Origin of the sequence: Chitinophaga ginsengisoli (genome assembly GCF_003014595.1) — a bacterium.
Lineage (GTDB): Bacteria > Bacteroidota > Bacteroidia > Chitinophagales > Chitinophagaceae > Chitinophaga > Chitinophaga ginsengisoli.
This window is the reverse complement of record NZ_PYGK01000008.1, coordinates 274,173-299,774: the sequence shown is the minus strand read 5'-3', so window position 1 is coordinate 299,774 and position 25,602 is coordinate 274,173. Positions and strand designations below refer to the sequence as shown.

Genomic DNA, 25,602 nt, shown 5'->3' with positions numbered 1-25,602 from the left:
CCTAGTTAACGAAGTACATAAACTCGGTGTTATTTCCGGGTAACAGTACCATCTTCTCATGATGAAGGCCTATCTTTTCAAGAAGGTTGATTGCATGAATATTTTTCTCTGTTGTAATAGCTGCTACACGGGGCAGTTTCAGTGTTGCTAAAGCATGGTCCTTTATAGCACTGGCTGCCTCGAAAGCATATCCCTTGCCGGTGTATTCGGGAAGAAACGCAAACCCGATGTCTACTTCTTCCAATCCATTCCTTTTGATCAATCCTGTCATCCCAACTGGAGTATGTTCACCTTTCAGTGCTACGAGATACAGCCCAAAGCCAAAACGGTCGTAACTAGCCAATGGGCCATTTACCAGGTAGTTGCGGGCGTCATCCAATCCCCGGATGTTCCTGTCACCAATATAGGTGAGCCAGATTTCTGTGTTTAATAACCGGAAAATAAAAGGGGCATCGTCAATGGTAAACTGGCGGATAATCAATCTGGATGTTTCACAGACAAGCATAAGGTGATTTCTATAGTTATTAAAATTCGGAGCGATTAAGTAAGTTAGCAAAAAAAAGCAAGATGGTTAAGTATACTGCTACCATGTTGAAATTTGACAAGCAGGGGGAGAAAACAGGGTGGACATATATTGTTATTCCTGAGGATATTGCCCAACAGCTAAAACCTGGGAACAGGAAATCTTTCAGGGTAAAAGGAAAACTGGATAAACACCCGGTTGAGGCGATTGCATTGATGCCTATGGGGGATGGCTCGTTTATCATGGCTGTGAATGCAGAGATGCGCAAAGCTATTGCCAAAAGGGCAGGGGCCCAGCTGGTAGTGCAGATCGAAGAGGATGATAATCCGGACCCGGTTTCCTCGCCGGAACTGATGGAATGTCTGGAGGATGAGCCGGATGCACTTGCGTTCTTTAATAGCCTTGCGAAAGGGCACAGGAACTATTTTATGAAGTGGATCGAAAGTGCTAAAACTGAGCCTACAAAAGCCAAACGTATTGCACAGGCGGTAACTGCCCTCGCGCGAAAGCAGGATTACCCCACTATGATGAGAGCGAACAAGGGAAAGTAGTTGTACATTTGCGGTTAAATAAGAGATTACATGTATAAAGTAGGTGAATACAACCTGTTGCGGGTTAAGAAGGAGAGTGAGTATGGTTTGTTCCTGGATGGAGGCGAACAGGAGATCCTGATGCCTAAACGCTTCGTGCCTGCGGATGCAAAAAAGGGAGACGAATTGAGAGTATTCATTTATCACGATTCAGAGAACCGGCTGACGGCTACCAACCAGGAACCATATGGCATAGTAGGCGATATCGTCAACCTGAAAGCAACTGGTGTAACTGAACAGGGCGCCTTCCTGGACTGGGGACTAATGAAAGACCTGTTTGTCCCTGCTTCCAAACAGATCAGCAAAATGCATCCCGGGCAGGATTACCTGGTAAAGATCTACCTGGATGAACTGACCAACAGGGTGGCCGCGACAGAGAAAATAGATCCCTATCTGAGCAATGAAAACCTGACGGTAAAAGAGCTGGATGTTGTAGATATGATCGTATACCGCCGTTCCGAGATAGGTTTTGTTGTGATCATCAATAATCAGCATACAGGTATCCTGCATTACAGTGAAGTATTTGGTCCTGTAGATATAGGAGATAAACTAAAAGGCTTTATCAAATCCATTAAAGGTGATAAAATAGATGTAGTGACCGGCAAGCCCGGTTATGACAGGGTAGAGAGTGAAGCAGATAAGATACTGCGCTTACTGAAAGAAAATGATGGTTACCTGCCTTACCATGACAAGTCAGATCCGGAAGAGATCTACAACTTCTTCAGCATGAGTAAGAAAACCTTTAAAATGACTACCGGTGCCCTGTATAAACAACGTAAGATCATCTTCACACAGACAGGTATTAAGTTGATTGATGAAGATTAGTTGTTGCTGAAATTATCTCATTAAATGAAACAGCTCTTCCATGCCCGATTGGAGGAGCTGTTTCATTTGTAGATCCGCCTTCTAACAGAACTCCCGAACGAGGTGTTTCCCTCCCTCAATACCCGTTGCAACACTCGTGTTTTGCCCTGATGATTATACGTTGATCATCAGTTAATTATTCCTGCCTGTTAAAAAAAGCAATCGTTTGGGTAGTACCTAATCCTTTCTTGTGCGACAACTATGTTAACCTGGCTGTACGTAGCCGGTAGCCAAGCCATTTCTATGTTTTATATGAAAACCTTAAATACCCTCTATGAAGATCCATTACACAAGCCGGTTGTGCGTAATTCCACGAAATTTGCGTCAACTAAGATTATTTTGCTCACTGCTATTGCTCGCCCTGTGTCTTGGGGCCGGGCAGGCATATGCCCAGCTGACCCGCCTGCGGGCCGATGGGAAACGTATTGTCAATGCCAGTAACCAGGAAGTGATCCTTAAAGGGATCAACGTTGGTGGTTGGTTATTGCAGGAAGGTTATATGATGAGGCCCGATGGTGGTGGTACCCAATGGTCTATTAAAAAAGGCCTGTACGACCAGGGACAGAGTGATGCTGCCGTTGAAGCTTTTTATCAGAGCTGGCGCGACAACTTCATCACCAAAGCTGATGTTGACTACATGGCTTCCCTCGGTTTCAACAGTATCCGTCTGCCACTGCATTATGATCTGTTCCTTACATCTGCGCAACGTGCAGTCAGAAATGGCGTTGCTCGTAACCAGTCAAACTACAATAGTTATGTCAATTCACTGACATCCTGGTACAACAGCAACACCTTGTTCACTGATGCTAACCTGGAAGGTTTCCGCCTGACAGACAGTTTGCTGAAATGGGCTGCTGCTAACAAGATGTATGTTGTATTAGACCTGCACGCCGCTCCTGGTGCTGCCGGTACTGATGCTAATATTGCTGATGCATTTGTGGGTAATGACCTTTGGAACAAGTCTATCTATCAGGACATCACGGTACGTCTTTGGCAGCGTATCTCTGCCCGTTATATCAACGATGACAGGATCGCTTTTTATGACCTGATCAATGAGCCGAACCATGTACCTACGAATCAGCAGATCCATGCGCTGTTCGAAAGACTGATCAACGCTGTCCGTGCACAAGGTGACACACACCTGCTCATGATCGAAGGGAACGGCTGGGGTAACCAGTATAATTACCTGGAGCCATTTACATTCACCAACAAAAGTAACCTGGTGTACAATGCACACCGCTATGGTACTTCTACTTCTCCTACTACCACCAATGGCGATGCTAACCAGATCAATGAACTGGGTAACATCAACAATTTCCGTAACACCTATAACGTACCCGTAGTAGTAGGTGAAACCGGTGAGAACAGCGCTGACTGGCTGCGTGCGAATATCGCTGCCATGAATACTGCCGGAGTGGGTTGGTTCCACTGGACTTACAAACGTTTCGATGCTGGCGAGAATGCTGCGTTATTACGTATTCCTCCTCCTTACCTGGTGGATGGTGCTGGTAATATGAGCGCTGTACTAAACAATATCAAATTTGCCAATAACGTAAAGAACGTTAATACCATTGCAGCCGTTGCTCCTGGTAAAAGCTCTGCTAATGCGCCTATCGGTAAGACCGTATGGCTGCAGGGATTCAATGGCAAATACGTTACATCCAAGAATGGCGTGGGCGCTATGTGGTGTGATGCTAATGTACCTCAGGCATGGGAATTCTTCCAGGTAGTGGATGCCGGCGACGGTAAGATTGCGCTGAAAGGTAATACCGGCAACTATGTTTCTTCTGAAAACGGTGAACAGGCTATTACCTGTAACAGACCCACTATCCAGGGATGGGAGAAATTCGACTGGATAGAAACTGCTGATGGTAAAGTAGCACTTAGGGGCAACAACGGTTTATACGTTTCTTCTGAGAACGGTACACAGGCAATGACCTGTACAAGACCCACTGTACAGGGATGGGAGGCATTTGCTTTCGGTGTTGTTAGTGCGGCCACCGCTAAAACAATGGCAGCTGTACAACCGGCAGATAAAACAGACCTGAGCGTTGAAGCGAACGGTAGTCTCCTGGTATATCCTAATCCTGTTGCAAAAGGCAGCATACTGGTTGTAAATGTGAAAAAATACAATGCATCTGCTCCGGTAAATGTAGCGGTGGTTGATGTGAGCAAGAAGGTAGTGGCTTATAAGAAAGCCAATGCTGCTATTGTGAACATTCCTACAGGTAACATGGCCAGCGGATTCTATATACTGACAGTAACCAATGGTAAAAATACTTATACCAGCAAAGTACTGATCCAGTAAAATAATATATAGGAAGGACTATTTCATGGGGAGTCCTTCCCTTTGTAAGCTGTTTATTTTCCCTCATGATAACCATTAATAGAATGCGCAAATTCTACATGCTGGCAACAATCGCCGGTGGCCTCGGGCTCATCCCTCAAAGAGCAGAGGCACAATCTCCCGCCAGCTGCTGTGAACATCAGCAGCTGGCAGCGTACGAGGCTACTGCTCCGCTGAATATTTCTCTGGTGGATGTCAATAGGACCGCAGTGGTCTATAAGAAAGCAAATGCTTCCGGCGTTTCTATTAACACCGGTAATGTAGCCGGTGGCATTTATGTATTAGCAGTAACAAACGGTAAGAAGTATTACACAAGGAAAATAGTTATACAATAAGTCCTTTTTATTCATATAACGCTGCCGGACGGCTTGTCCGGCAGTTTTTTCTCACATTCAACCCGTTTTTTATGCGAAAGTTCTACGCATTGGTACTCCTGGCCAGCCTGGCATTTCCCGTTATCCAGGTAAAGGCACAAACACCTCCTGCAACATGGCAGGAGCACTGGTTTGAACACAACCAGATTGTTTCACGTGTTTTTTACGACAATGACCTGGCCCTTTATTTCGACAGTGACGTAAGTAGTTCCGTCACCTGGCCCCGTCAGTATCTTGGTGATGTATGGCGCTACACCAAGAAGACCTATGGTTCCTTCGGAACCGATCCGCACATGTTCGCTATTCTGCATACCGGCAAATATAGCGGAGGACATCCATCCACCTATTTTGATGCCAGTCATGACAACAGGAATGTGATCGATGCCGGCGCTGGTCCGTGGACGAGCGCTACTCAGGGCGATTACAACCTGCTTACACATGAAGTGGGCCATATCGTGGAGTTAGGAGGAAAGAACATGCATAACTCCCCTGCCTTTGGCATATGGGGCGATAGCAAGTGGGCGGAGATCTTCATCTATGATGTGTACAAAGGCTTAGGTCTGGAAAGCAGGGCAACATCTGCCTACAATGAGTTCATTGCCAACCGTGACGGTTTCCCGAGGGCTAATACCGCCTGGTTCAGGGACTGGTTCTATCCCATCTACAGCCAATATGGTGGCGCACAGGTACTGAACCGTTATTTTACCCAGTTGTCCCTCTATTTTTCAAGATCAGGTACTGACTACAACAGCATGAACATGGGTGAGTTCGTGCATTTCTGGAGCGCTGCTGCAGGCGTGAACCTGAAGTCACTGGCTACAAACGCTTTTGGCTGGACCAGCCAGTATGAATCGCAGTTTGTACAGGCCCAGCAAACCTATCCCTTTACTTATTCCACACCGCCACCTATAGCGGTGAGCCTGTTCCAGGACATTAACTATGGTGGCTATGGCGTATACCTGCCGGCAGGTACTTATAACCTGGCCCAGCTAAAGGCATATGGTGCGCGCAATGATGATATTACTTCCCTGAAAGTAGCATCCGGCTATAAGATCGTATTGTACGCGGATGATAACTTTTCCGGTGCAAGCACCACCGTTACCTCAGATGTGCCTTTACTGGATGTAGCTACCTGGAATGACAAGGTATCTTCTGTGATCATTTCAGCGCTTTCTCCGGCTGAAAAATCCCTGGCACATGAAGAAAGCACCGGTATCAGTGTATTCCCTAATCCATCTGTCAGCGGTGGTACCCTGACCGTACAGGTAGAGAAATACGATCCGTCAAAGCCGGTACAGGTGCAGCTACTGGATGTGAATAAGAAAGTAGCAGCTTATAAGAAAGCAAATACACAACGTGTATCTCTTGCAACCGGCAATATCGCCAGCGGTTTCTATATCCTGGTGGTAACAAACGGAGCAGCAGTTCATACGAAGAAAGTATTGATCCAATAGTATTCGGCTCCCTATATATATGTAAAAAGGCTGTCCACATGTGACAGCCTTTTTCGTTGATGTACATCCTTTCTTTACTTGCCTATTTTAACATGCTTCAGTTCTGCGCCATCTCTTAACTCTTCGGTGGCAGCAGCTACAATGGTGTCGCCCTCGTTGAGATCACTTCCGTATATTTCAATTTTTCCGTCTGCCTCGCGTCCGGTCTGCACCTGCACTCTTTCAGCTTTACCGTTTACTACCCTTACTACGAATATATTCACCGTGGAATTCACAACTGCCGTCTTTGGAACAAGGAATGTGCTGTCAGTACCGTTCATCGGAATGTTCACTTCTGCGATCATACCTGGAAGCAGTTTTTTATCGTTGTTGATCACATCCATCTCAATACGCTGTGAACGCAGTCTGGTATCCAGCGCACCGGAAAGGCGGTTTACCTTTGCGGTGAATGACTGACCGGTGAATGCCTTGACATTGAATTTCACCTCGCTGTTATTAGCCAGGTAACTGGTATATGCTTCCGGAACAGAGATCACAAGACGTAGTTTCTTTTGCTCCTGGAGGGTAAATAAAGGGAATTCAGAGCCTTTTCCGGTCGGGCCGACATAGGCACCCGCACTTACGTTTTTTGCGCTTATAATGCCTGAAAATGGTGCTCTGATCTCCAGGTAGTTCCTGTTATCGGTGATCTCCCTGTAAGAAGCTCTCGCGGCATCCAGTTGTGCCTTATCTGAATTCTGACGGGCCAGGGCAATATCCAGGTCATTCTTGGATACCGTACCTGGTGTCAGGCTGGTGTTGTACAAACGGTCGTAGTTCGCTTTGCTGGCCAGGTAGATCGCTTCCTGCGCCTTCAGCCTGGATTCTGCGCCAGCCAGCTGAGAAGTGATCTCAGGGGCTTCCATGGTAGCCAGTAGCTGACCGGTGCTTACTTCAGATCCTACATCCACGTGCAGCTTTTTAACGAAGCTGCTCACTTTTGCATAAATATCCACCTGCTGGTAAGCGATCAGCTCACCAGGTATCTGCAGGGAGGAAGACAATTTTCCCTTCTGCAGGGACAGGGCGGATACTGCCGCTTCTTCAGGTGCGGCTGCCTCGGTTGTTTCTGATTTACCTTCTGTATGGCCACAGCTGCTCAGCAGCATAGTAGCTGGCAAACTGCATATTATCGTGATAGCAAGTGCTTTTAAACTGTTCATATTATTCGTGTAAGGATGGTACATAGTTTTTACTTTCTTTATCTTCCGGATCCAGTGATACCGACCGTGTGGTAGCCTTACCCTGCGCCCATGCAAATACCAGTGGTAAAATGAATAGTGTGCTGAAGGTAGAAGCAATCAGACCACCTATTACCGCACGTCCCAGTGGAGATGTCTGGTCGCCGGATTCTCCCAGGCCGCTGGCCATCGGGATCATACCTGCCACCATCGCAAGACTGGTCATCAGGATAGGACGGAGACGTAATGCTACGGCTTCTTTCGCAGAAAGCAAAGCATTACCGTTGCCCTGGCGTAACTGTTCTGCATTGGTGATCAGCAGTACGGCGTTCGATATAGATACGCCCACCGACATGATGATACCCATGTATGACTGCAGATTCAGTGTGGATCCGGTGATAAGCAGTAAGGTCAGTGAACCGATTAATACCGCCGGTACCGATGCCAGTACTACTGCCGATACTTTGAATGACTGGAAGTTGGCTGCCAGCATCAGGAAGATCACTACCACTGCTACCAGCAATCCTGATTGCAGACTGTCCAGCGTTTCAGTAAGTGTGGAGCTCAGACCGATCAGTTCCACAGTCAGGCCACGTGGCAGTTCCCCGATGGAAGCAAGTGCTTTGTTCACATCGTCGGTGGCTGTACCAAGGTCAATATTGTTTGTATTGGCGGTAACAGAAAGTGAGGGAATAGCGCCCAGGTTGTCTGCTTCACCATAGGTGGTATCGCGGGTGATCGTCGCTACATCTCCCAATACCGGCCTGCTGGCATTCTTCAGCAGAGGAATTTCCGCAATATCCTCGATAGCGGTCATCTTGTTTTCCGGTACCTGTACCTGCACACTGTAACTGAGGTTGGCTTTCTCATCTATCCAGATATTTTTCTCGGTATAACGGGAAGACGATGTTGAAGCGATCAGTGAACGGGAAATATCACTCACGTCCACCCCCAGCTGTGCTGCACGCACACGGTCTATCGTGATCTTCAGGGAAGGATACTTGGTAGACTGTCCAAGCTGTACATCCCGGAGATAGGAGATCTTTTTCAGTTTTTCGATCACTTTCGCCGCATATTGCTCGTTGACTTGTTTATTCCTGCCGGAGAGCCTTACTTCTATCGGCGTAGGTGAACCCTGACTCAGGATCTTGTCCGTCAGTTCTATTGGCTCAAATGAAGGAGTAACACCCGGCAATTCTGCCCTCATCCTTTCCCTGATCTTGTCTTTCAGCTCATCCATGTTTACCTTGTAATCCTCTTTCAGCGCAACCTGTATTACTGCTTCCTGTGGTCCGGGCATGAACAGGTAAATCGGGCTGATGGAGAATTGTCCGGGGTGTTGTCCTACATAAGAAGATGAAATAGCTACATTCTCTGGTCCTACAATGCTTTTGATCGCGTTAACCGTTTTTATAGTGATCTCTTCTGTCCTTTCTGCGCGTGTACCCTGTGGTGCACGTATCCTTAACTGGAACTGGCTGCCGTTGCCACGGGGTAGTACGTCCCTTCCTATCGTGTTCAACAACAATACCGCCAGTCCGATACCTGCCAGCAGGTAAATGGATACGATCACTTTACGGGCAGGCATGACACGCTCCATGAAACGCATGAAGCGGTTACGTATTCTCTCAAAGAAAGAAAGCTTACCATTACTGTTTAAGTCTGCTCTTTCCGCCAGTTCCTTCTTACTGAGGATATGATCTGGCTCATGACCTGTATGTGGATGTGCCTTCATCAGCCAGTTGGCCATGATAGGTACGAAAGTCTGTGCCAGGAAGTAGGAGACGATCATCGCAAAGCCTATCGCTAATGCCAGCGGCAGGAATAATGATCCCGGGATACCACCCATGGTGAACGCCGGCGCAAATACTGCCAGGATACAGAACAGGATGAGCAGTTTAGGGAAAGCGATCTCCTTACACGCGTCCCAGATGGCCAGGCCTTTCGGTTTACCCATGTCGAGGTGCTGGTGTATATTCTCAATCGTCACCGTACTCTCATCCACCAGGATACCAATCGCCAGTGCCAGACCGCTTAATGTCATAATGTTGATGGTCTGTCCTGCTACCTTCAGACAAAGTACCGCGGCAATGATAGAGGTTGGAATGGTTAGTATCACGATCAGCGCACCTCTGGGGTCACCAAGGAATAACAGTACCATCAGCCCTGTGAGGATCGCACCAATGGTACCCTCACTGATCAGGCTCTTCACAGCGTTGATCACATATACTGACTGGTCAAATTCGTATGTAAGTTTTACATCTTCCGGAAGCAGTGCCTGGAACTTGGGCAAGGCTTTTTTCAGTTTCTGTACAACTTCCCAGGTAGATGCATCACCAGATTTGGCCACACTGAGGTATACAGAACGGCGTCCGTTTACCAGTGCGTAACCGGCTGTAATGTCCGCACCATCTTCTACAGTAGCTACATCACGCAGGTAGAGGTTTTGTACGCCGCCCTTGTAAAGGGGAATGTTCTCAAAATCTTTTACGGTGCGGATTGCAGTATTGGCGGGTGTGATGAAGTTAATATCACCGATACGTACGTTACCGGAAGGAGAAGTCTGGTTGTTGATACGCAGGGCTTCCACCAGCTGGTCCGGTGTCATATTGTGAGAACGGAGCAGCTCAGGATCTGCCTTGATCACCACGGTACGTAAGTTACCACCAAAGGGAGGTGCAGACACCAGACCCGGAATAGCCGTAAAAGAAGAACGTACATAAGTGTTGGCGAGGTCCAGCAGTTCGTTATTATTTCGTTTTTCACTGCTCAATACCAGCTCGCCTACGGGCAGGGTAGAAGCATCGAAACGGATAATGAAAGGTGGCTGTGAGCCTGGCGGGAAGATAGCCTGTATACGGTTACAGAAGGCGCTTAGCTCTGCCTGTGCCTGTGCCATGTTCGTGCCGGGATAAAAACTTACCTTGATGAGGGTAAGCCCCTGTATATTTTTAGTTTCAATGGTTTTGATACCATTTACATAAAGTAGGACGTTGATATATTGTTTACCGAAATATGCCTCCATCTGAGTGGGGGTATATCCACCAAATGGGTGCGCGATGTACATCACCGGCAGGTCCAGTTTTGGGAAGATGTCCACCTTGATCGTTCTTACGGCGCCTATGCCGAAGAAGAAGAGGGCAGCCACTATTACCAGTATGGATATTGGTTTGCGTAATGCTGATCTTATCAGGTTCATTTAATTAGAATTCATTGATGAATAGAGAAAAATTGCCGGTAGCGGCAGCTTTCAGTAACAGCGCCTGCCATACATTGGTATAGGCAATATCACGATCTGTTTCTGCACGGTTCAGTGTGTAAAAGACCTGTGTTACGTCTACGATCGTATTTAGCCCGTTCCGGTACAATACCGTCCTTTGCTGGTAAGCTTCCGTTGCCGCATTGACCTGTATAGGCGCTTCCGCATAGTTGGTCAGCGCATTTTTGATCCTTGTATCCGACAGGGTTAACTGTGCCACCAGTTGCTGACGTACCAGTTCATATTCATCCTGTAAGCCTTTTGATATGAATTTCTGGGAAGCTGCCTGGTGTTTTACTCTCAGCGGAGAAGTAATGTTCCAGGTTATGCCTACCCCCAGCAGGTAATTGCTGCGGTTAGGTTTTACACCATCCCAGTAACCTTTATTATATGCTGTCTGATCTGTTACATAACTGGCATCGAAACCGGAACCTCTGGTCTGCATCACCCCGAATACAGAGAATGCAGGGAAGTTCAGGGTATGTATGTAACGGGTCTGTTCATCACTCACCTTGATACGGTTTTCGTAGTATTTCAGTAGAGGATGCCCTTGTACCGCTCCATTGACGCTGTCTGTCAGTGCTGCGGGAATGCGGTTAATAAATACGGTATCCAGTATGAATTCGGTTGCAGGTACGCCCATGAGTACAGCCAGTTGATTAGCTTGTGTCTGTTCCACATCTATCGCTCTTGTTAAAGCGATCTTCGCATTGGATACTTCTGCATTCGCCAGTGTAGAGTCAACGCCGGGAATTAACCCGTTCTTTACTCTGGTTACCACTACTGAACGGAGGGTATCTGCGCGTTCCAGGTTGTTCTGCCATGACCTGGTGAGGCGTTGCGCCGCCAGCAGGTTAAGGTATGCTCCGGCAACCCTTACTGATTGCTGGAATTGCTCCTGTTCCCAGTCTGCCTGATCCCTGGCTACTGCTGCCTGTGCGGTCTTGATCTTCTCTTTGGCGCGGCCGAAAGCGAAGAAATCCCAGTTGATGTTGGCCAGATACAATCCGCCAAATGCAGCGTTCCAGTTCTGTGAGGGCAGGGTAGGACCCGATGAGGATACCGCAAGGCCATTCAGACCATAGGAAGGCCCGAATTGCCCGTTTATAGTACCATAGTCCTGCTGCGCAGAAAGGTTCAGATTCGGGAGATAATCCCGCTTCGCTTGTGTGGCGGTGGATTTAGAGGCATTCAGGTAGTTAGCCTTGGCCTTGATTGATCCATAGTTGGCGAGTGCTGTCTGTACGGCTTCTTTTAGCGTCAGTACCTGCTGTGCGTGTAATACTTCCATTGATCCGTGCCATAACAGCAGGAACAGGATCACGCTGATTCTTTTTGTTTGCATGATTAAACTTGAACATTAGACCATAAGCACTAATGTTGTCTTTCAGGAAATAATGCGTTGGCGTCTTCCTTCTGTAACATTGTGCTACCTGTTGATTCCTCGAAAATTATCTGCATGATATGCCATCCTCCGGCATAGTCATATTGAATTTTAAAATGGTTGACGTCACAGATCTGTTTTACTATAGCCAGACCTATCCCTATTGAATCGCTGTTCTTCCGGCCTTTCTTGAAACGTTTGAACAGCTCTGTGGTGGGCACTTCCGGCGGATTGCCCGTGTTGCCGATAACCAGCCTTGATTTTGACAAGCGTACGCTGATCTGGCCGCCGTGTATATTGTGCCGGATCGCATTGCTGAACAGGTTACCCAGCAGGATATCTGTCAGTGCGGGATGTAACTGTACTGATACACCTGCAGCGATCTTCGTATCGAGTGTGATGGCCTTCATGTCCATCAGTTCGGAAAAACTTTGCAATGCTTCTGTCGTCAGCTGGCTGAATGAAATGGACTGCTTATTGCCAAATTCATTGTTTTCCAGCCTGGCCAGTAAGGTCAGGGAACTATTGATCCTGGATAGTTTGTCAATGGCATTCTGCATGTCAGCTATGAGCCCTGTAACAGTATCCGGGTCTTTGCCGTGCAGATAAGATTCAGTCAGCAGTTCCAGCTTGTTGCGTAATATGGCCACCGGTGTCTGTAACTCATGAGAGGCATTTTCAGTGAACTCTTTCAGCGAGCGATAGTCGTCCAATGCCTTATCTGTCATGCCATTCAAAAAGCTGTTCAATGTCTTTAGCTCTGCTGCATTTGCTGTAGGCAGCTGTAATGACTTCTTATCCTTCAGGTTGAACGAACGCACCTTTTTTAATGTATGATGAAAAGGCGCCAGTATCAGCCGTGATACAAAGCGGGCAGACAATACTGTCAGCACCAGCAGGATGATAAAGATCCAGATGAAGGAGCTCATTAATCCCTTCAGGATCTCCTTTGCCTTGGTGATATAATTATATGAGGATATGCTGTAATACTGTCCGTTTATCTTATAAAAAGAAGTAACGGTCAGCCGGCACTCTTTGTGTTGCAGCATCGTGTTGTAGAAGGAATGTTCCAACACTTCATATTTTTTTGCCGGTACCTCATTCAGCAATAATTTGATCTCCGCCGGTCTGCCACGCATATAGGTGTCAGGGGATACGCCACGCTGCATCTGCCGTGCCATCTGATCATTATATACTTTCAACCTGTTGATCTCGGCCTCGTCAATGCCCGACTTTACTTTGTTATAAGCGATGGCAACTCCCACAAGCATTGCTGCCAGCGTGATGCAGAGATACCATAAAGTAAATTTGTTGATCAGTTTCATGATACGGCAGTATTAAATTTGTACCCTAATCCATATACTGTACTGATATAATCGCCACCTTCTGCTGCATGTATCTTCTTACGGAGATTCTTCACATGCTGGTACACGAAATCGAAATTGGCCAGGTTGTCAGTATAGTCGCCCCACAGATGTGCAGCAATCGACTGACGCGATAACACCCTGTTCTTGTTGACCAGGAAATAAAGCAAGAGGTCAAATTCTTTTGGTGTTACATCCAGTTTAATATCATTTACGATAGCTTCTAAAGTGTCTGTATTCAGCGTGATCTCATTGAATGTAATTATGTTGCTTCCCTGTAACTTCTTTCTTCTGTATATGGCTCTCAGTCGTGCATGTAACTCTGTAAGATGGAATGGCTTTGTCAGATAATCGTCCGCGCCACCTTCCAGTCCTGTTATCTTATCGTCCAATGAATTTCTGGCGGAAATGATCAGTATACAACTATCGATCTTCTCCAGGTGAATGAACTGAAGCAGTTCCAGTCCATTGCCATCGGGCAGTGTAATGTCCAGCAGCACACAGTCATATTGAAAGGATATCAATTTATCATGTGCCTCATTACTGGTATAACTCACTTCGCACAGATAACCTTCCTTTTCCAGAAAATTACTAATGCTGCCGGCCAACTCCATATTATCTTCAACGAGCAGTACTTTCATATCAACTGCATAATTCGTTTTAAAGTTTGAAGGAATCTTGAAGCAAAGACTTTTTATGATCGTTTATAAAAAAAGAACCACTCGTCATACGTGGTTCTTTTTTTACTGTCTTTTGTCCGTTGAGTACCTTCAAATTCGAATGTAAAGGTGAAAAGAATCCGGCTCGTTTTATTGTTTCATTCAAATGAATAGTTGTAAAATTCAAAGTTTTTTATAGCCGTGGCCGCCCGGGTCACAAATATTAAAAAGGGCTGAATAATAGCACAAGTGTCTATTAATCAGCCCTATACAAAATATGGCAGTTCTTTAGTGGCGCGATGGCCTCCTTTTATTTTATACCGTAGTGGTCATTCATCAGTTTTGTGAACAGCCTGCCGGGCAGGATAGCTTTCAGCGTCGGCACGATGGTCTGTCCCAGGGCACCTACCAGGTAGTTGTGAGCAGGGCTGGACTTGGAGATGATCTTAGCGATCTTCTGAGCTACAACATCCGGATGACTGCCGTTCTGCTCGTCCCTTCCCATGTTGGTAACGGCGGTATCAAAGTCTTTGTTCAGTTTCTCGTTCACGATCGGGAACGGTAATTTTTCGCGGTTGTCGGTAAATGCCGTCTTGAAGTCGCCCGGGTTTACAACAGCCACCTTTACACCAGTGTACAGTAATTCCATACGGAGGCTCTGTGAATAGCCTTCTACTGCAAATTTGGAAGCACAATACATACCCTGATAAGGCAGTCCAAACAGGCCACCCAATGAACTTACCTGCAGGATCAGACCGCTCTTGCGTTCGATCATTCCTGGGAGAACAGCGCTGTTCACCCGCACCATACCAAAGAAATTCACTTCGAATTGTCTTTTGGCTTGCTCCACAGGCACGGCATAAAGTGGTCCCACAATGCCATTACCTGCATTATTGACAACAACGTCGATATGCCCTTCATTTTTAATGATCTCTGCTATGGCACTATTTACTGAGGTGTCGTCAGTAATATCCATTTGCAGTGGTTTGAAGGGAACGTCCTGGAGACGTGTTATATTCCGGCTGGTGCCATAGACAGTGTGACCTTCTGCGGTAAGTGCCTTTGCGGTAGCTAAGCCCAGGCCTGTTGAGGCACCGGTTACGAGAATTACTTTTTTCATTGTTGAATCAGATTCGAAACTTTGATTGTTTAATTATGTGCGTTTTTAATGGTTTTTTAAATTTGATAGATGATGGAGACGGTGTCATAACTCTTCAAAATGTCCCTTGTGCCCCTCCTTATTTGTTGCGATGTCCCCTATCTGGTATCAGGATTGAATCTGACGGAGCAAAGATGGGCAGAAAAACGTTTACTCCGTAGTTAAATATTTGCTGTGTTAAATTTTTCCTGTGAAAAGTACTATCTTTTTTAGTAGTAATAAATGGGTATATAAAAGAAAGGGCATCCTTAAAGCAGTATTACTTTAAGGATGCCCGGATAAAACGGATCTATGGGAGGTTTATCGCAGTAGATTGATGGCCCCTTTTCTTGTCAGTTCGGTCTTATTGTTCAATGTAATCCTCACAGTATAAGTATATACACCCGTTGGCTGCAACTTACCATTATAGGTGCCATTCCAGCCTGTCAGCTGGTTGGTCTGGTAAATCAATTCTCCCCACTGGTTAAACACTTTCATGTCAATAGCAGAGATAGTAGTGCCTTCCGGTTTGAAATAGTCATTCTTACCGTCACCGTTAGGTGTAAATGCATTCGGGATGAATATTTCACCCGGTTTAGGTTTGGCCGCAGCAAGGCCGGGTAAACTGTTCTGACAGCTTATTGGACCGAGAGCAATCACTTTGATGGATATGGATTCCTGGTTGGTAATACCGGTCACCACGTGTGAAGTGCCTGTATTTCCGGAACTCGGTGTGATATAGGCGCCTCCATCCACAGAAACGATGTAACCGGTAGCTCCGGGTACAGGGTCCCAGGTGAAGGTGACTCCACTGGCAGTAATATTTCCTGCCTTTACCACCGGCGTAATGGCCCGCTCAAAAGGCGTAACAGTCACCGCGGTTCTATCACTGCTGCAGGGGCCATTTACGGCCTCCACGTACCAGGTGCTTTCAGTGCTTACCGCAGGTGTGGTATAAATGGCTCCCTGGCCTTCCACATCACCCCCGGAAGGGTAAGTGTACCACTTATAAGTGAATGGTGTGGTGGCGTTGTCTATTTTTAATACAGCGGTACTGTCCGGGCAGATGCTCTGTGCAGATACAAGCGGTGCGGCCGGCTTTTTGGTCACCGTTATTTTGATGCTATCTATTACATGGCAGCCGTTCTGATCTTCGGCGGTCAGTTTGAAAGTGGTGGTAGTATCTGGCGTAACGGTGAAACTGGAGTCAGTGACGTTGCCTGGTTCCCAGGTATAGCTCCTCATGCTGCCACCGGTAGGAATGGCATATAGCTTGGTCGTTGTACCCGAACAGATATTATCCGGTTTAGCCAGCGCTTTCAGGAGTATCATAGATTCCTCACTGATGTCTGCAGCAAAATCTGAAGGACAACCATTGGCATCTGTAACGGTACAGGTATAACTACCAGCCGGCAGGTCGGTAGCGGTTTCAGTGGTTTGTACCGGGGTAGTATTCCAGGAATAGGTGAGCGGAAATGCGCCACCGGTAGCAGTGATACTGATACTTCCGTCACTGTTGCCGCAGGTGGCCTTCGTTACGTCAGAAGTTACAGTAACAGGTACATAAGCCTGTCCTGATACTGCCAGGAAAACAGCTCTTGACACGTTGTTGAATGTGCCGCTTGTCAGGTATTCTATAGTGATGGATGCTATTTCTTTTGACTGGTTTTCGCAGGCAGGAGCAATATCAATGCTATAGATACGCGGATCGTTGCTGCTAAGCCCTTCCACGTTGTATGGACCTGCTGGCATCCTTTGAATACGGCCATAACTGTCGAACACAGGATTGATACCTCCAAACCAGTCAAGGATGCTGGCCACAATCTGCGCCGATGTTGTACCGTCTGTATAATTAAAAGTAATGCCTAATGTACTGCCCTGTTCCGTAGAGAAGCACAACAGGCTGATCTTACTGTATGCACCCGGTGTGGTAAATGTCAGTGTGCCGGTACTTACGGTATTGGCCACGCCCACGTTTCCCAGTTTAGACATATAAAGCACATTGTTGGCGGTATAATCATTCATCTGATAGGTACGCAGCCCTGTGGTAAAAAGACCATCATTCGGTATACCTGCCTGCAAGCCATTCGCGGCAGCAAAATCAAATGTGTAGAGTATTTTCTGCTGGATGTCAAGTCCGGTGGTGGTCACAGCCTGGGCATTGACGCCTGTTTCAGCTACTCCGTCATTGTTGAAACCTGTTACGGCAATGGGCGTATAGGTTTGAGCGTATAACCTGCAGGCGCATATTACCAGCATGGAGGCAACAATAAGAACACGTTTCATTCAATTGTATTTTTGGTTGATACTAAATTTTATTACCGTAGCAGTGCTACCCATCCTGTGTAGGGCTTTTCATCTGCCGCCGTTTTAATGACATAATAATAAGTACCTGTGGGCAACAGCCTGCCTCCGCGGGTGCCATCCCAGGGGGTATAACCGATACCTGTGAACACTATTTGTCCCCAGCGGTTATAGATCTCTGTCGTAGCGGCAGGTCTTGCTTTCAATCCGTCTATGCTCCAGCGGTCATTGATGCCATCTCCATTCGGACTGAAAGCATTGGGGATTTCTAACACCAGGTCTGGTACAATGATGTACCATGCATGACTGATACTGTCCGTACAGCCGATTTCATTCTTAGCATACAGTATTACTTTGTAGCTGCCGGGCAACTCATATTTATGCTGCGGATCTTCGATCTCAGAGATTGTACCATCTCCGAAATCCCAGTTATATGCTACTGCAGCCTGTGAAGTGTTGTTAAAAGTGAAAGTGCCGTTCTTGAATTCTACCGGCGTATTTGGCCCCGGCGCAGCACTGAATGCAGCGACAGGAGGGGACAGTATCTTGATCAAAGCCGTTTTGGTAACAGTTGTTGAACACTGGCCCTGTGCGATCGCCTTTAATGTAACGGTGTATGTGCCCGGTGTGTTGTAACTGTATACCGGATCAGTAGTACCTGTCTGGTAGCCGTCTCCGAGCGACCATTGATATGTATCTGCAAGTTGTGAAAGATTATCAAAACTGATCTCTGTTGGTGCACAACCTATGGTAAGATCTGTCTTGAAATCAGCTACCGGCATGGGAATAGCGGTTACCGTGACGGGAGTGGCCGTATCTGCACAGATATTATCCTGTACAATCAGGCTGATGGTGCCGCTGCGCTGATAGCTAACAGTATAAGGCCCGAAACCGCTACCGCTTTGCACTACGCCACCACCCCAGTTCCAGACAGGAGTAACGTTGCCGGCAGAGGTGCCTGTAAAATTGATGGTAGTGGTTTCTCCTGCACATACAGGTGTTTTACTGACAGAGAAGCTGGCCGTTGGTGGCTGTGACACGGTGATGTTATGTGTAGCCATATTGGAAATACAACCATCTTCCGTCACCTGTAATTGTACAGGATAAACACCTGCTGTATTGAAACGTATATCATACGGCCCTGCGCCAGTGCCGGTTTGTATGGTGGCGCCTGAGAAATTATGCCAGTCGTAGGTGGCCGCCGTTCCTGCCGTACCTGTAAATGTCAATGTATGGTTTGTACCCAGGCATACTACATCCGGTAGTACTGAGAAGTCGGCAACAGGTGTAGGTTTAACAGTAACCTCCACGGTATCTTTCAGCAGACAGCCGAATGCGTCTTGTGCAGTAACAATATAAGAGGTAGTATCTATTGGGTTAACGGAGATAGTATTGCCGGCAGCAGGTCCTGGTGTCCATGAATAATTACTGGCAGTACCGCCAGTGGCTGTAACAGAAAGTACGGATGTTTCTCCTGCGCAGATCTTTGCCGGGCTGGCTGCTGCTGTAAGTGTCACCAGTGATAACTTTTCTACGGTATCGGTAACAGTAGTGATACAATTGTTGCCATCTCTGATGGATAAGGTATAAAAGCCAGCTGCCAGTCCTGTGGCAGTAGGCGTGGTCTGTACAGGAACCGTATTCCAGGCGTAGGTCAGTGGTGCTGTACCGCCGCTTACAGTCACTGCAATGCTGCCGTTCGCGCCTCCACAGATGGCATCGGTAACATTGTGTGTATAGGTAAGTGGTACAGACTGTACACCGGAAAGCGCCATGATCAATGCCCTGGAACTGATATTGGGGCCTTGTACATAGAGAAAAGAAACAGACCTGATAAGTTTTGACTGATCAGCGCAGGGAATATTAAAGTCAAATGCGTACATCCGTGGATTAGAAGGAAGACCATCTACCGTAGGGAAAGTGGTAGTACGTGTCAGCCTGCCCATGCCACTGAAAATAAACGGTGTTCCGAAGAACCAGTCTTTGATCTGCAGGGTGCCCGCATTCGCAGATGTACCATCGGTATAATTCAATGTCACGGTGACGGTACTATTATTTTCTGTACCAAATGCCAGAATGCTCAATTTACTGAAACTGGCAGGTGTGGCCAGGGTAAGGGTGCCTGCAGGCAGGGAGTTGGCAACGTTTCCAGCGGCAGAAAGATACAAGGCATTCAGGCCGGTATATGGATTCATCTGGTAGGTACGGGTACCGCTGACGAAGGTACCGGAATTGATAATGCCTCCGCCGATCCCATTCGCTGCTGCAAAAGCCTGTGAGTGCAAAATATGATTACTGCCATCTATAACAGTGGAGGTAACAGCGACTGCGTTGGTGCCCGCTTCAGCTACAATGTCAGCATTGAACCCCGTAACAGGTACGGGTGTGTAGGTTTGTGCAGACAATAACTGTATGCCGGTATGGATGAAAAATAGGGTAGTTGTAAAGATGCGCTTCATGAACGGTCATTATAGATTTCGGTCTTTTATAGATTTTACTAAGCTCAATGAATTGGCAGGGTATAGGCTTATAGCCATGCACAATGCCGGAGGCTCCTGAAGGAAGCTTCCGCCAGCAACAGTTAACTTTCACCAGTAAATACTTATGGAGAAGAAAAAAGGGTGGTTACAGGGATATATATTTTTTATTTCAATAATTAAAATAGGTAAGGGATAGGCTGTTTTTACAGCTACCGGGTTCTAAAGAGGGGCATTTTTTATGGAGTAGGATTTTGAAAATAATCAGGTAACAGTTATTTCCAGTCGCCTGGCATTAATGGGCTGACCTTCTTTTTCCCAAATGCGCCTTTGTTCAAAGGTAACGCTTGCATGACCGGGGGCCTTTCCGTTAATGACAAAGGCCTCTTCATTGCTGGTACCTACGTCCTGCCGGAAGGTATCCACTGCATGGTCGTAGGGTCTTACTTCAACACAATTAGTATTGGTGCTCTGGTAGAACCATTGGAATCCTGCAGTTCCAAGACCAGGCAGTACAACAGTTAGGGATGTCCCTGCTTTTATTTCTTTAGCCTCGCTTTCCATAGTTTCAGGTTTTTAAACAAAATGCGAATTACAGTTACTACACCATACATCCGGCAATCATCGGGCCAGAAGAATAGATAGTTAACCGTAATTCGCAAGTATGAGTGCTATTTATACGTACCATTTATGATACATAGCGGAATCGGTGCCTTGCACGAAGCAGTCGAGTCGTCCGGATGCCCATGAAGATACGCCTACGTCGGAAGAGAGAATGCCTCCGAGGTTTTCGTCTCCACTCCAATGGGCGCCATCCCACCATTTATGCATCATGTTGTAGGTTTGTCCAGGGAAGAATACATCTATCCTGTTAGCCCCCCATGACACAGCAGCAGGACTGCCGAACATATTGGACTGCAGGTCTTCCCATCCGCTCCATTGGTTGTCAAACCATTTGTGCCACAGATGATTGTTCAGGCCGCGTGCAAAACAATCCAGTCTGCCTGGTGCCCATGAAGATACCGCAGGTGCTGAATTGATAACGCCTCCGAGATCTTCCCATCCATGCCATGCACCGTTCCACCAGAGATGCCACATAGAGGAGTTCATACCTCTGGCGAAGATGTCAATGCGGTTTGGTCCCCAGCTTACGCAGGCTGGTTCGGATGATAACAAACCTCCGAGATCTTCCCATCCGCTCCATCCGCCCTGATACCATTTATGATACAGATGATGGTTGAGGCCCAGTGCGAAGATGTCCAGTCGTCCGGATGCCCATGAGCAGATAGCAGGAGCTCCCTGGATTTGTCCGCCGAGAGATTCCCAGCCGTTCCAGGAAGTACCATTCCACCATTTGTGATAAACAGCGGAATCCATACCGCGTACGACAACGTCAATGCGGTTTGGTCCCCATGATACTGCATTTGGTCTGGATGATAATAAACCGCCGAGGTTTTCATATCCATGCCATCCATGTTGCGGTGTAGGAAGTTTAATACCACTGGCAGTCCAGAATGGGAATTCTGTATCTATACCAGCTTGTCCGTAAGCGATTTTAAAGAATCCGCCTTTACCCCATCCGGTGCCCCAGGAGTTCTTACAGATCCAGCAATGTTCTGTTTCTGAATAACCAATAACTGTTACACAGTGTAGACCGTAGTCTGCGCCGCTGACGTGTTTATACACGCCATCTGCATAAGAGAAAAAGTCTTCATACACATGCAAAACAGCGGAGCAGGGCCCGTTGTTGGAAAGATAATTTTTCCTTTCAGTGATATTTGCAATGGTAGTAGAGTTAGTGATCTTTACTGCTCTTGCATCCCGGTCAGGACCGACTTTGCATGTAGGAGGTTGTTTCCAGATATTGTTCTCAGGAAAAGCTGTTTCGTAAGGGAAGCATGCTTCATCCGGAATACCTCTTGATTTGATCTGGCTGAAAGCATCAGTAGGCCACCATCCTCCGCAATTAGCACCATGCGAAGAACAGAAGTGAAGATCTGCTTCAGAGAGATTGAGCAATTGTCCTTTTTCAATAGACGCCATTGCTTCGGTAACTGACGTTGTGCAAAATGAAACGCAGGAACCGCATCCACCCTGATCTTTCACAGGAGTGATATGGTTACCATTACGGTTGCGCCAGTCCACCTCCTGTGCAAAATTGGCCACTGGAGCAGCAGCAGCCTTCTTGTTCATAACGGAGGCAAGTTCCTCAGTGTTTACAATGACACCCAATAAAGCTTTTTGCTGTGGATCGGGCAGTTGGGAAACTGTTGTTTCTCTTGCCTGCCACTGGGTATCGGCCTTCTGAAGGTCGGCTACCAATTCTGAGATCTTGATCTTAGACATTTGAATGGTATTAGTTTTGGAGTGAACAGAATAACGATCCGAAATTCAATGCTGAATTTAGAAGTAAGTAAAAGTGCCGGAGAAATGCACGTGCAGGATTTACTGTTGATGTTGTTACATCATCATCTTCACAAAAGATACATTAAATGAGCTGCCAGTCTGATGGTCCCGATAGAGAAAGAAAATAAGGTTCTTGAGGTGCTTTTTTACGTAATAAAGTGGAATACTTCCATGCTTGCGAGGACAAATCTATATGATTGTCAGAAGTTTTAAAAATAAATTTTAATATGCTAACGATTGCAACAGAATAAAATTTATTCATTGTATAAATATGTGGTAGCGCACATAAAATCTATAGTAAACACGCTATATAAATCATGTGCATGAAGATGAAAAAAATAAATACTTATTAACCTCCAATTAACTAAATCCTGTAAATTGTTTTTTAAACTTGTGTACAATTACATCGTACTGATGCATAGTAATACCATTGTTTGTAAGATGAAAAACTGCTTAACCATTGTGCCCGTATTTCTTCTTACATCATTTATCATAATTATCTGAACAGCGCCTGTAGTGATCTTTAGCTGCGTTGGTCGTTCGTGAATGTGGAAATAAAAACTATACATATGGAAAATATATCCTTGAAAAAGAAACCAAAAGCACGTAAACGTACTAAAGCTTATCTTTTCTCACCCAAGGTGATAAATGGAAAAGACAGACAGTATGTATTTAATTTTCCCTTACTTTCTGTTATGAAAAGAGAAAATGGTCATTACATGATTGAGAATGACATGTTGTCTATCATTGGCGTTGGCAGAACCCGGGCAGAAGTGACGCAGGATTTTGCCGATGTATTTGATGATATCTATAAGTGGTACAACGAGCTTCCTGAAGAGGAACTCTCTCCCAAAATGCTAAGAACAAAAACAATATTGAACAATACAGTCAAAAGCGTCATTATTGCTCCGTGACATGCAGGAAGTAGCTGAAAACAGCCATTTTGATATTTATTGCTTGTTGATGTGAAGTTATTGTTATACTTTTTCGCATCATTTCAAATGTTATGGATATCGATTTGTTTGAACAACTTCAAAAAGAGGGGACTATCTCCGCTGCATCTGCAGAAAAAGTACGCACCATCACAGCAAGCAGGCTTTTCTCTGTACACTGGGAGCTTAAAACCATCCTGTACCTGGGCGTTTTATTGTTAAGCGGGGGCTTAGGGATACTGATATATAAGAACATTGATACCATAGGTCATCAGGTCATTCTACTGGCGATAGCATTAGCTTGTGGCGGTTGCTTTTATTATAGTTTCCGCCATAAGCTACCTTTTTCCAGGACGAAAGTACCTGCCCCCAACAGCTTTTTCGACTATATCCTGTTGCTCGGGTGTTTGCTGCTGGTGACCTTTATCACTTACCTGCAGGTACAGTATAATGTGTTTGGTACCAGATATGGCGCCGCTACCTTTATCCCGATGCTGGTATTATTTTTCTCAGCTTATTACTTTGATCATCTTGGAATACTGAGTATGGCTATTACCAATCTGGCGGCCTGGATGGGCGTAACGGTAACGCCGCTGCAGCTGTTGACCAACAATGATTTTTCCAGTTATACACTTATATATACCGGATTGGTATTGGGCGCCTTGCTGATAATAACAGCTTTGCTGAGTCACCGCCTACAGTTCAAAGCCCATTTTTCATTTACCTACAGCAACTTCGGTACGCATGTTTTTCTTATCGCGAACCTCGCAGGAATGTTTGCCGCATATGATGGCCCATATGGCTTATGGTTCCTGTTATTGGTTGTAGCAACCATTTTCTTTTACAGCCAGGCAATGAAGCAGCATTCCTTTTATTTTGTGTTGATTATTACATTATATGCTTACATCGGACTGAGTTTTATCGTAGTCAGATTGTTAATGAACGCGGGAAGTGAGGGCGGTATTTACGCCGGACTATTGTATTTCATTATGTCTGGCATAGGCGCTATTCTATTGTTGATTAACGTTAATAAAAAACTGAAAACAGCATGATCGCATATAACAGTCAGTCGTTAGATAACCTGTATATACAGGAACAAATAGAAATGGCAAAGGGGGCAGATTGCATTACGGCAGAAGAATATAATGCCGTGATTACGGCACATCCGGTGGATCTCTACACGCCAAACCCTTACATGCGTATCGGCATTTTTATATTGACCGTCGTTATCCTGATGTTTTCTTTCGGCTTTTTTTGCCTGTTGTCAATGTCTGGGGGAGAGGGGGCCTTTACCTTCCTGTGTTTCCTTTTCGGGGGAGGCTCGTATGGATTGGCTGAGTACATGGTACGTGAAAAGAGACACTATAAATCAGGCGCCGATGCTGCTTTGATATGGGGCGCCGGCATCTTTTTACTGTCAGCATTAGGTATTGCTACCAATGGTGATGCACCTGTATGGGTATGGAGTTTTGTGGCCTTGCTATTATCCGTCTTTTTTGTAATGCGCTTCGCGGATGTCAGTATGAGCGTTGTAGCGCATTTGTCTTTTCTGGGGCTGATCTTTTCAGGATGTGAGAAACTGGGCGCTATTGCGAAGCTGGTCGTCCCATTTGCTGTGATGCTGGCATCAGCAGGTATATATTTTCTTTCGGTAAAACTAATAGCCGTACATACATACCGGCATTACAAGAAATGTCTGCAGATGTTGCAGGTCTGTGCGCTGATCACGCTTTACCTGGCTGGCAACTATTTCGTGGTAAGGGAAGTAGGTAACGAAATGTTCCGCCTGGATCTGCAACCCGGTCAGGATATTCCTGGCGGATGGTTCTTCTGGATACTGACAGTAACATTACCGTTGATATACATTTATACCGGCATCCGGAAGAAAGACCGGATACTGATCTGTACAGGGCTGTTCCTGATTGCAGGCATTGTGTACACAATCCGCTATTATCACAGTGTGGCCCCGCTTGAAGTGGCCATGACCCTGGGCGGCCTGATGATGGTGGGTGTTGCCTATGCACTGATCCGCTATCTTAAAACGCCGCGTCACGGTTTTACGGAAGCGTCTTCAGATGAAAAGCATGCCATGGAGTCCTTACAGATAGAATCGTTGGTAATTGCACAAACCATGAGCCATGCTGCTACTCCACGGCCAGATCAGTTTGAATTGGGTGGTGGTTCAGGTGGTGGAGGTGGTGCGTCCGGCGATTATTAAGGGCCGACCGCCCGGCAATAGAGCGGCGACCTGATGTTTGCTGTTTTGTGGTGTATCGTCAGACCTACTACGGTCAGTCCCATATTTGT

General features: G+C 46.3%; 19 protein-coding genes. 8 read left to right on the top strand and 11 right to left on the bottom strand.

The features are described 5' to 3' along the window. Position 1: 1 nt before the first annotated feature. A complete protein-coding gene (locus tag CLV42_RS20430) occupies positions 2 to 505 on the bottom strand; it encodes a GNAT family N-acetyltransferase (protein WP_106603791.1) in 504 nt (167 codons plus the stop codon). A 62-nt stretch (positions 506 to 567) separates the two neighbouring features. Here CLV42_RS20430 and CLV42_RS20425 point away from each other — a divergent pair, with 62 nt between their 5' ends. From CLV42_RS20425 to CLV42_RS20405, 5 genes are all read left to right on the top strand, one after another. Continuing rightward, the gene (locus CLV42_RS20425) at positions 568 to 1,074 is read left to right on the top strand and encodes a YdeI/OmpD-associated family protein (RefSeq protein WP_106603790.1); all 507 of its coding nucleotides are present in this window, start codon (positions 568 to 570) and stop codon (positions 1,072 to 1,074) included. Positions 1,075 to 1,104: 30 nt separating this feature from the next. After that, a complete protein-coding gene (locus tag CLV42_RS20420; protein WP_106603789.1) occupies positions 1,105 to 1,938 on the top strand; it encodes a CvfB family protein in 834 nt (277 codons plus the stop codon). Positions 1,939 to 2,296: 358 nt separating this feature from the next. Next, entirely contained in the window at positions 2,297 to 4,285 is a 1,989-nt protein-coding gene (locus CLV42_RS20415; RefSeq protein ID WP_211303497.1) for a cellulase family glycosylhydrolase, read from the top strand. Positions 4,286 to 4,368: 83 nt separating this feature from the next. Continuing rightward, positions 4,369 to 4,659 carry a T9SS type A sorting domain-containing protein gene (locus tag CLV42_RS20410; protein WP_245901702.1) on the top strand — a complete coding sequence of 97 codons (291 nt, stop codon included), beginning with the start codon at positions 4,369 to 4,371 and terminating at the stop codon, positions 4,657 to 4,659. Between the two features lie 71 nt (positions 4,660 to 4,730). Continuing rightward, positions 4,731 to 6,152 carry a T9SS type A sorting domain-containing protein gene (locus tag CLV42_RS20405; protein WP_106603786.1) on the top strand — a complete coding sequence of 474 codons (1,422 nt, stop codon included), beginning with the start codon at positions 4,731 to 4,733 and terminating at the stop codon, positions 6,150 to 6,152. 74 nt (positions 6,153 to 6,226) lie between these two features. Here the strand turns inward: CLV42_RS20405 and CLV42_RS20400 are convergent, their stop codons facing one another. The 10 genes from CLV42_RS20400 to CLV42_RS20355 all read right to left on the bottom strand — a co-directional run bounded on the left by CLV42_RS20400 (position 6,227) and on the right by CLV42_RS20355 (position 22,303). After that, complete coding sequence (locus CLV42_RS20400) at positions 6,227 to 7,354, bottom strand: efflux RND transporter periplasmic adaptor subunit (RefSeq protein ID WP_245901701.1); 1,128 nt, start codon at positions 7,352 to 7,354, stop codon at positions 6,227 to 6,229. Between the two features lies 1 nt (position 7,355). After that, positions 7,356 to 10,571, bottom strand: coding sequence for an efflux RND transporter permease subunit (locus CLV42_RS20395; RefSeq protein ID WP_106603784.1), 3,216 nt, complete (start codon positions 10,569 to 10,571; stop codon positions 7,356 to 7,358). 4 nt (positions 10,572 to 10,575) lie between these two features. Then, positions 10,576 to 11,976 carry a TolC family protein gene (locus tag CLV42_RS20390; protein ID WP_106603783.1) on the bottom strand — a complete coding sequence of 467 codons (1,401 nt, stop codon included), beginning with the start codon at positions 11,974 to 11,976 and terminating at the stop codon, positions 10,576 to 10,578. 29 nt (positions 11,977 to 12,005) lie between these two features. Continuing rightward, positions 12,006 to 13,340 (bottom strand): sensor histidine kinase, encoded by a 1,335-nt coding sequence (locus CLV42_RS20385; protein ID WP_106603782.1) that lies wholly within the window; start codon positions 13,338 to 13,340, stop codon positions 12,006 to 12,008. Next, positions 13,337 to 14,020 carry a response regulator transcription factor gene (locus CLV42_RS20380; RefSeq protein ID WP_106603781.1) on the bottom strand — a complete coding sequence of 228 codons (684 nt, stop codon included), beginning with the start codon at positions 14,018 to 14,020 and terminating at the stop codon, positions 13,337 to 13,339. Before CLV42_RS20380 ends, CLV42_RS20385 begins: the two co-directional genes overlap by 4 nt. 328 nt (positions 14,021 to 14,348) lie before the next feature. Continuing rightward, positions 14,349 to 15,158: an SDR family oxidoreductase gene (locus CLV42_RS20375; RefSeq protein ID WP_106603780.1), complete on the bottom strand. Its 810-nt coding sequence runs from the start codon at positions 15,156 to 15,158 to the stop codon at positions 14,349 to 14,351. A 339-nt stretch (positions 15,159 to 15,497) separates the two neighbouring features. Beyond that, positions 15,498 to 17,462, bottom strand: a complete 1,965-nt coding sequence (locus CLV42_RS20370) for an Ig-like domain-containing protein (RefSeq protein WP_106603779.1) — start codon at positions 17,460 to 17,462, stop codon at positions 15,498 to 15,500. A 32-nt stretch (positions 17,463 to 17,494) separates the two neighbouring features. Then, positions 17,495 to 19,939, bottom strand: coding sequence for a PKD domain-containing protein (locus tag CLV42_RS20365; RefSeq protein ID WP_106603778.1), 2,445 nt, complete (start codon positions 19,937 to 19,939; stop codon positions 17,495 to 17,497). Positions 19,940 to 20,221: 282 nt separating this feature from the next. Beyond that, positions 20,222 to 20,521, bottom strand: coding sequence for a protease inhibitor I42 family protein (locus CLV42_RS20360; protein ID WP_106603777.1), 300 nt, complete (start codon positions 20,519 to 20,521; stop codon positions 20,222 to 20,224). Between the two features lie 111 nt (positions 20,522 to 20,632). Further along, positions 20,633 to 22,303: a C1 family peptidase gene (locus tag CLV42_RS20355; protein WP_106603776.1), complete on the bottom strand. Its 1,671-nt coding sequence runs from the start codon at positions 22,301 to 22,303 to the stop codon at positions 20,633 to 20,635. Positions 22,304 to 22,932: 629 nt separating this feature from the next. Between CLV42_RS20355 and CLV42_RS20350 the strand changes: the two genes are divergently transcribed. The 3 genes from CLV42_RS20350 to CLV42_RS20340 all read left to right on the top strand — a co-directional run bounded on the left by CLV42_RS20350 (position 22,933) and on the right by CLV42_RS20340 (position 25,513). Beyond that, on the top strand, positions 22,933 to 23,277 hold the full coding sequence (locus CLV42_RS20350) for a hypothetical protein (RefSeq protein ID WP_106603775.1): 345 nt from the start codon (positions 22,933 to 22,935) through the stop codon (positions 23,275 to 23,277). Positions 23,278 to 23,369: 92 nt separating this feature from the next. Beyond that, complete coding sequence (locus tag CLV42_RS20345) at positions 23,370 to 24,347, top strand: DUF2157 domain-containing protein (protein ID WP_106603774.1); 978 nt, start codon at positions 23,370 to 23,372, stop codon at positions 24,345 to 24,347. After that, positions 24,344 to 25,513, top strand: a complete 1,170-nt coding sequence (locus CLV42_RS20340) for a hypothetical protein (protein ID WP_106603773.1) — start codon at positions 24,344 to 24,346, stop codon at positions 25,511 to 25,513. The genes CLV42_RS20345 and CLV42_RS20340 overlap by 4 nt, the downstream gene beginning before the upstream one ends. Positions 25,514 to 25,602 lie beyond the last annotated feature (89 nt).

Coding starts and splice junctions, on each gene's coding strand:
- CLV42_RS20430 (WP_106603791.1), bottom strand. CDS start 505: ATGCTTGTCTGTGAAACATCCAGATTGATTATCCGCCAGTTTACCATT.
- CLV42_RS20425 (WP_106603790.1), top strand. CDS start 568: ATGGTTAAGTATACTGCTACCATGTTGAAATTTGACAAGCAGGGGGAG.
- CLV42_RS20420 (WP_106603789.1), top strand. CDS start 1,105: ATGTATAAAGTAGGTGAATACAACCTGTTGCGGGTTAAGAAGGAGAGT.
- CLV42_RS20410 (WP_245901702.1), top strand. CDS start 4,369: ATGCGCAAATTCTACATGCTGGCAACAATCGCCGGTGGCCTCGGGCTC.
- CLV42_RS20405 (WP_106603786.1), top strand. CDS start 4,731: ATGCGAAAGTTCTACGCATTGGTACTCCTGGCCAGCCTGGCATTTCCC.
- CLV42_RS20400 (WP_245901701.1), bottom strand. CDS start 7,354: ATGAACAGTTTAAAAGCACTTGCTATCACGATAATATGCAGTTTGCCA.
- CLV42_RS20395 (WP_106603784.1), bottom strand. CDS start 10,571: ATGAACCTGATAAGATCAGCATTACGCAAACCAATATCCATACTGGTA.
- CLV42_RS20390 (WP_106603783.1), bottom strand. CDS start 11,976: ATGCAAACAAAAAGAATCAGCGTGATCCTGTTCCTGCTGTTATGGCAC.
- CLV42_RS20385 (WP_106603782.1), bottom strand. CDS start 13,340: ATGAAACTGATCAACAAATTTACTTTATGGTATCTCTGCATCACGCTG.
- CLV42_RS20380 (WP_106603781.1), bottom strand. CDS start 14,020: ATGAAAGTACTGCTCGTTGAAGATAATATGGAGTTGGCCGGCAGCATT.
- CLV42_RS20375 (WP_106603780.1), bottom strand. CDS start 15,158: ATGAAAAAAGTAATTCTCGTAACCGGTGCCTCAACAGGCCTGGGCTTA.
- CLV42_RS20370 (WP_106603779.1), bottom strand. CDS start 17,462: ATGAAACGTGTTCTTATTGTTGCCTCCATGCTGGTAATATGCGCCTGC.
- CLV42_RS20365 (WP_106603778.1), bottom strand. CDS start 19,939: ATGAAGCGCATCTTTACAACTACCCTATTTTTCATCCATACCGGCATA.
- CLV42_RS20360 (WP_106603777.1), bottom strand. CDS start 20,521: ATGGAAAGCGAGGCTAAAGAAATAAAAGCAGGGACATCCCTAACTGTT.
- CLV42_RS20355 (WP_106603776.1), bottom strand. CDS start 22,303: ATGTCTAAGATCAAGATCTCAGAATTGGTAGCCGACCTTCAGAAGGCC.
- CLV42_RS20350 (WP_106603775.1), top strand. CDS start 22,933: ATGGAAAATATATCCTTGAAAAAGAAACCAAAAGCACGTAAACGTACT.
- CLV42_RS20345 (WP_106603774.1), top strand. CDS start 23,370: ATGGATATCGATTTGTTTGAACAACTTCAAAAAGAGGGGACTATCTCC.
- CLV42_RS20340 (WP_106603773.1), top strand. CDS start 24,344: ATGATCGCATATAACAGTCAGTCGTTAGATAACCTGTATATACAGGAA.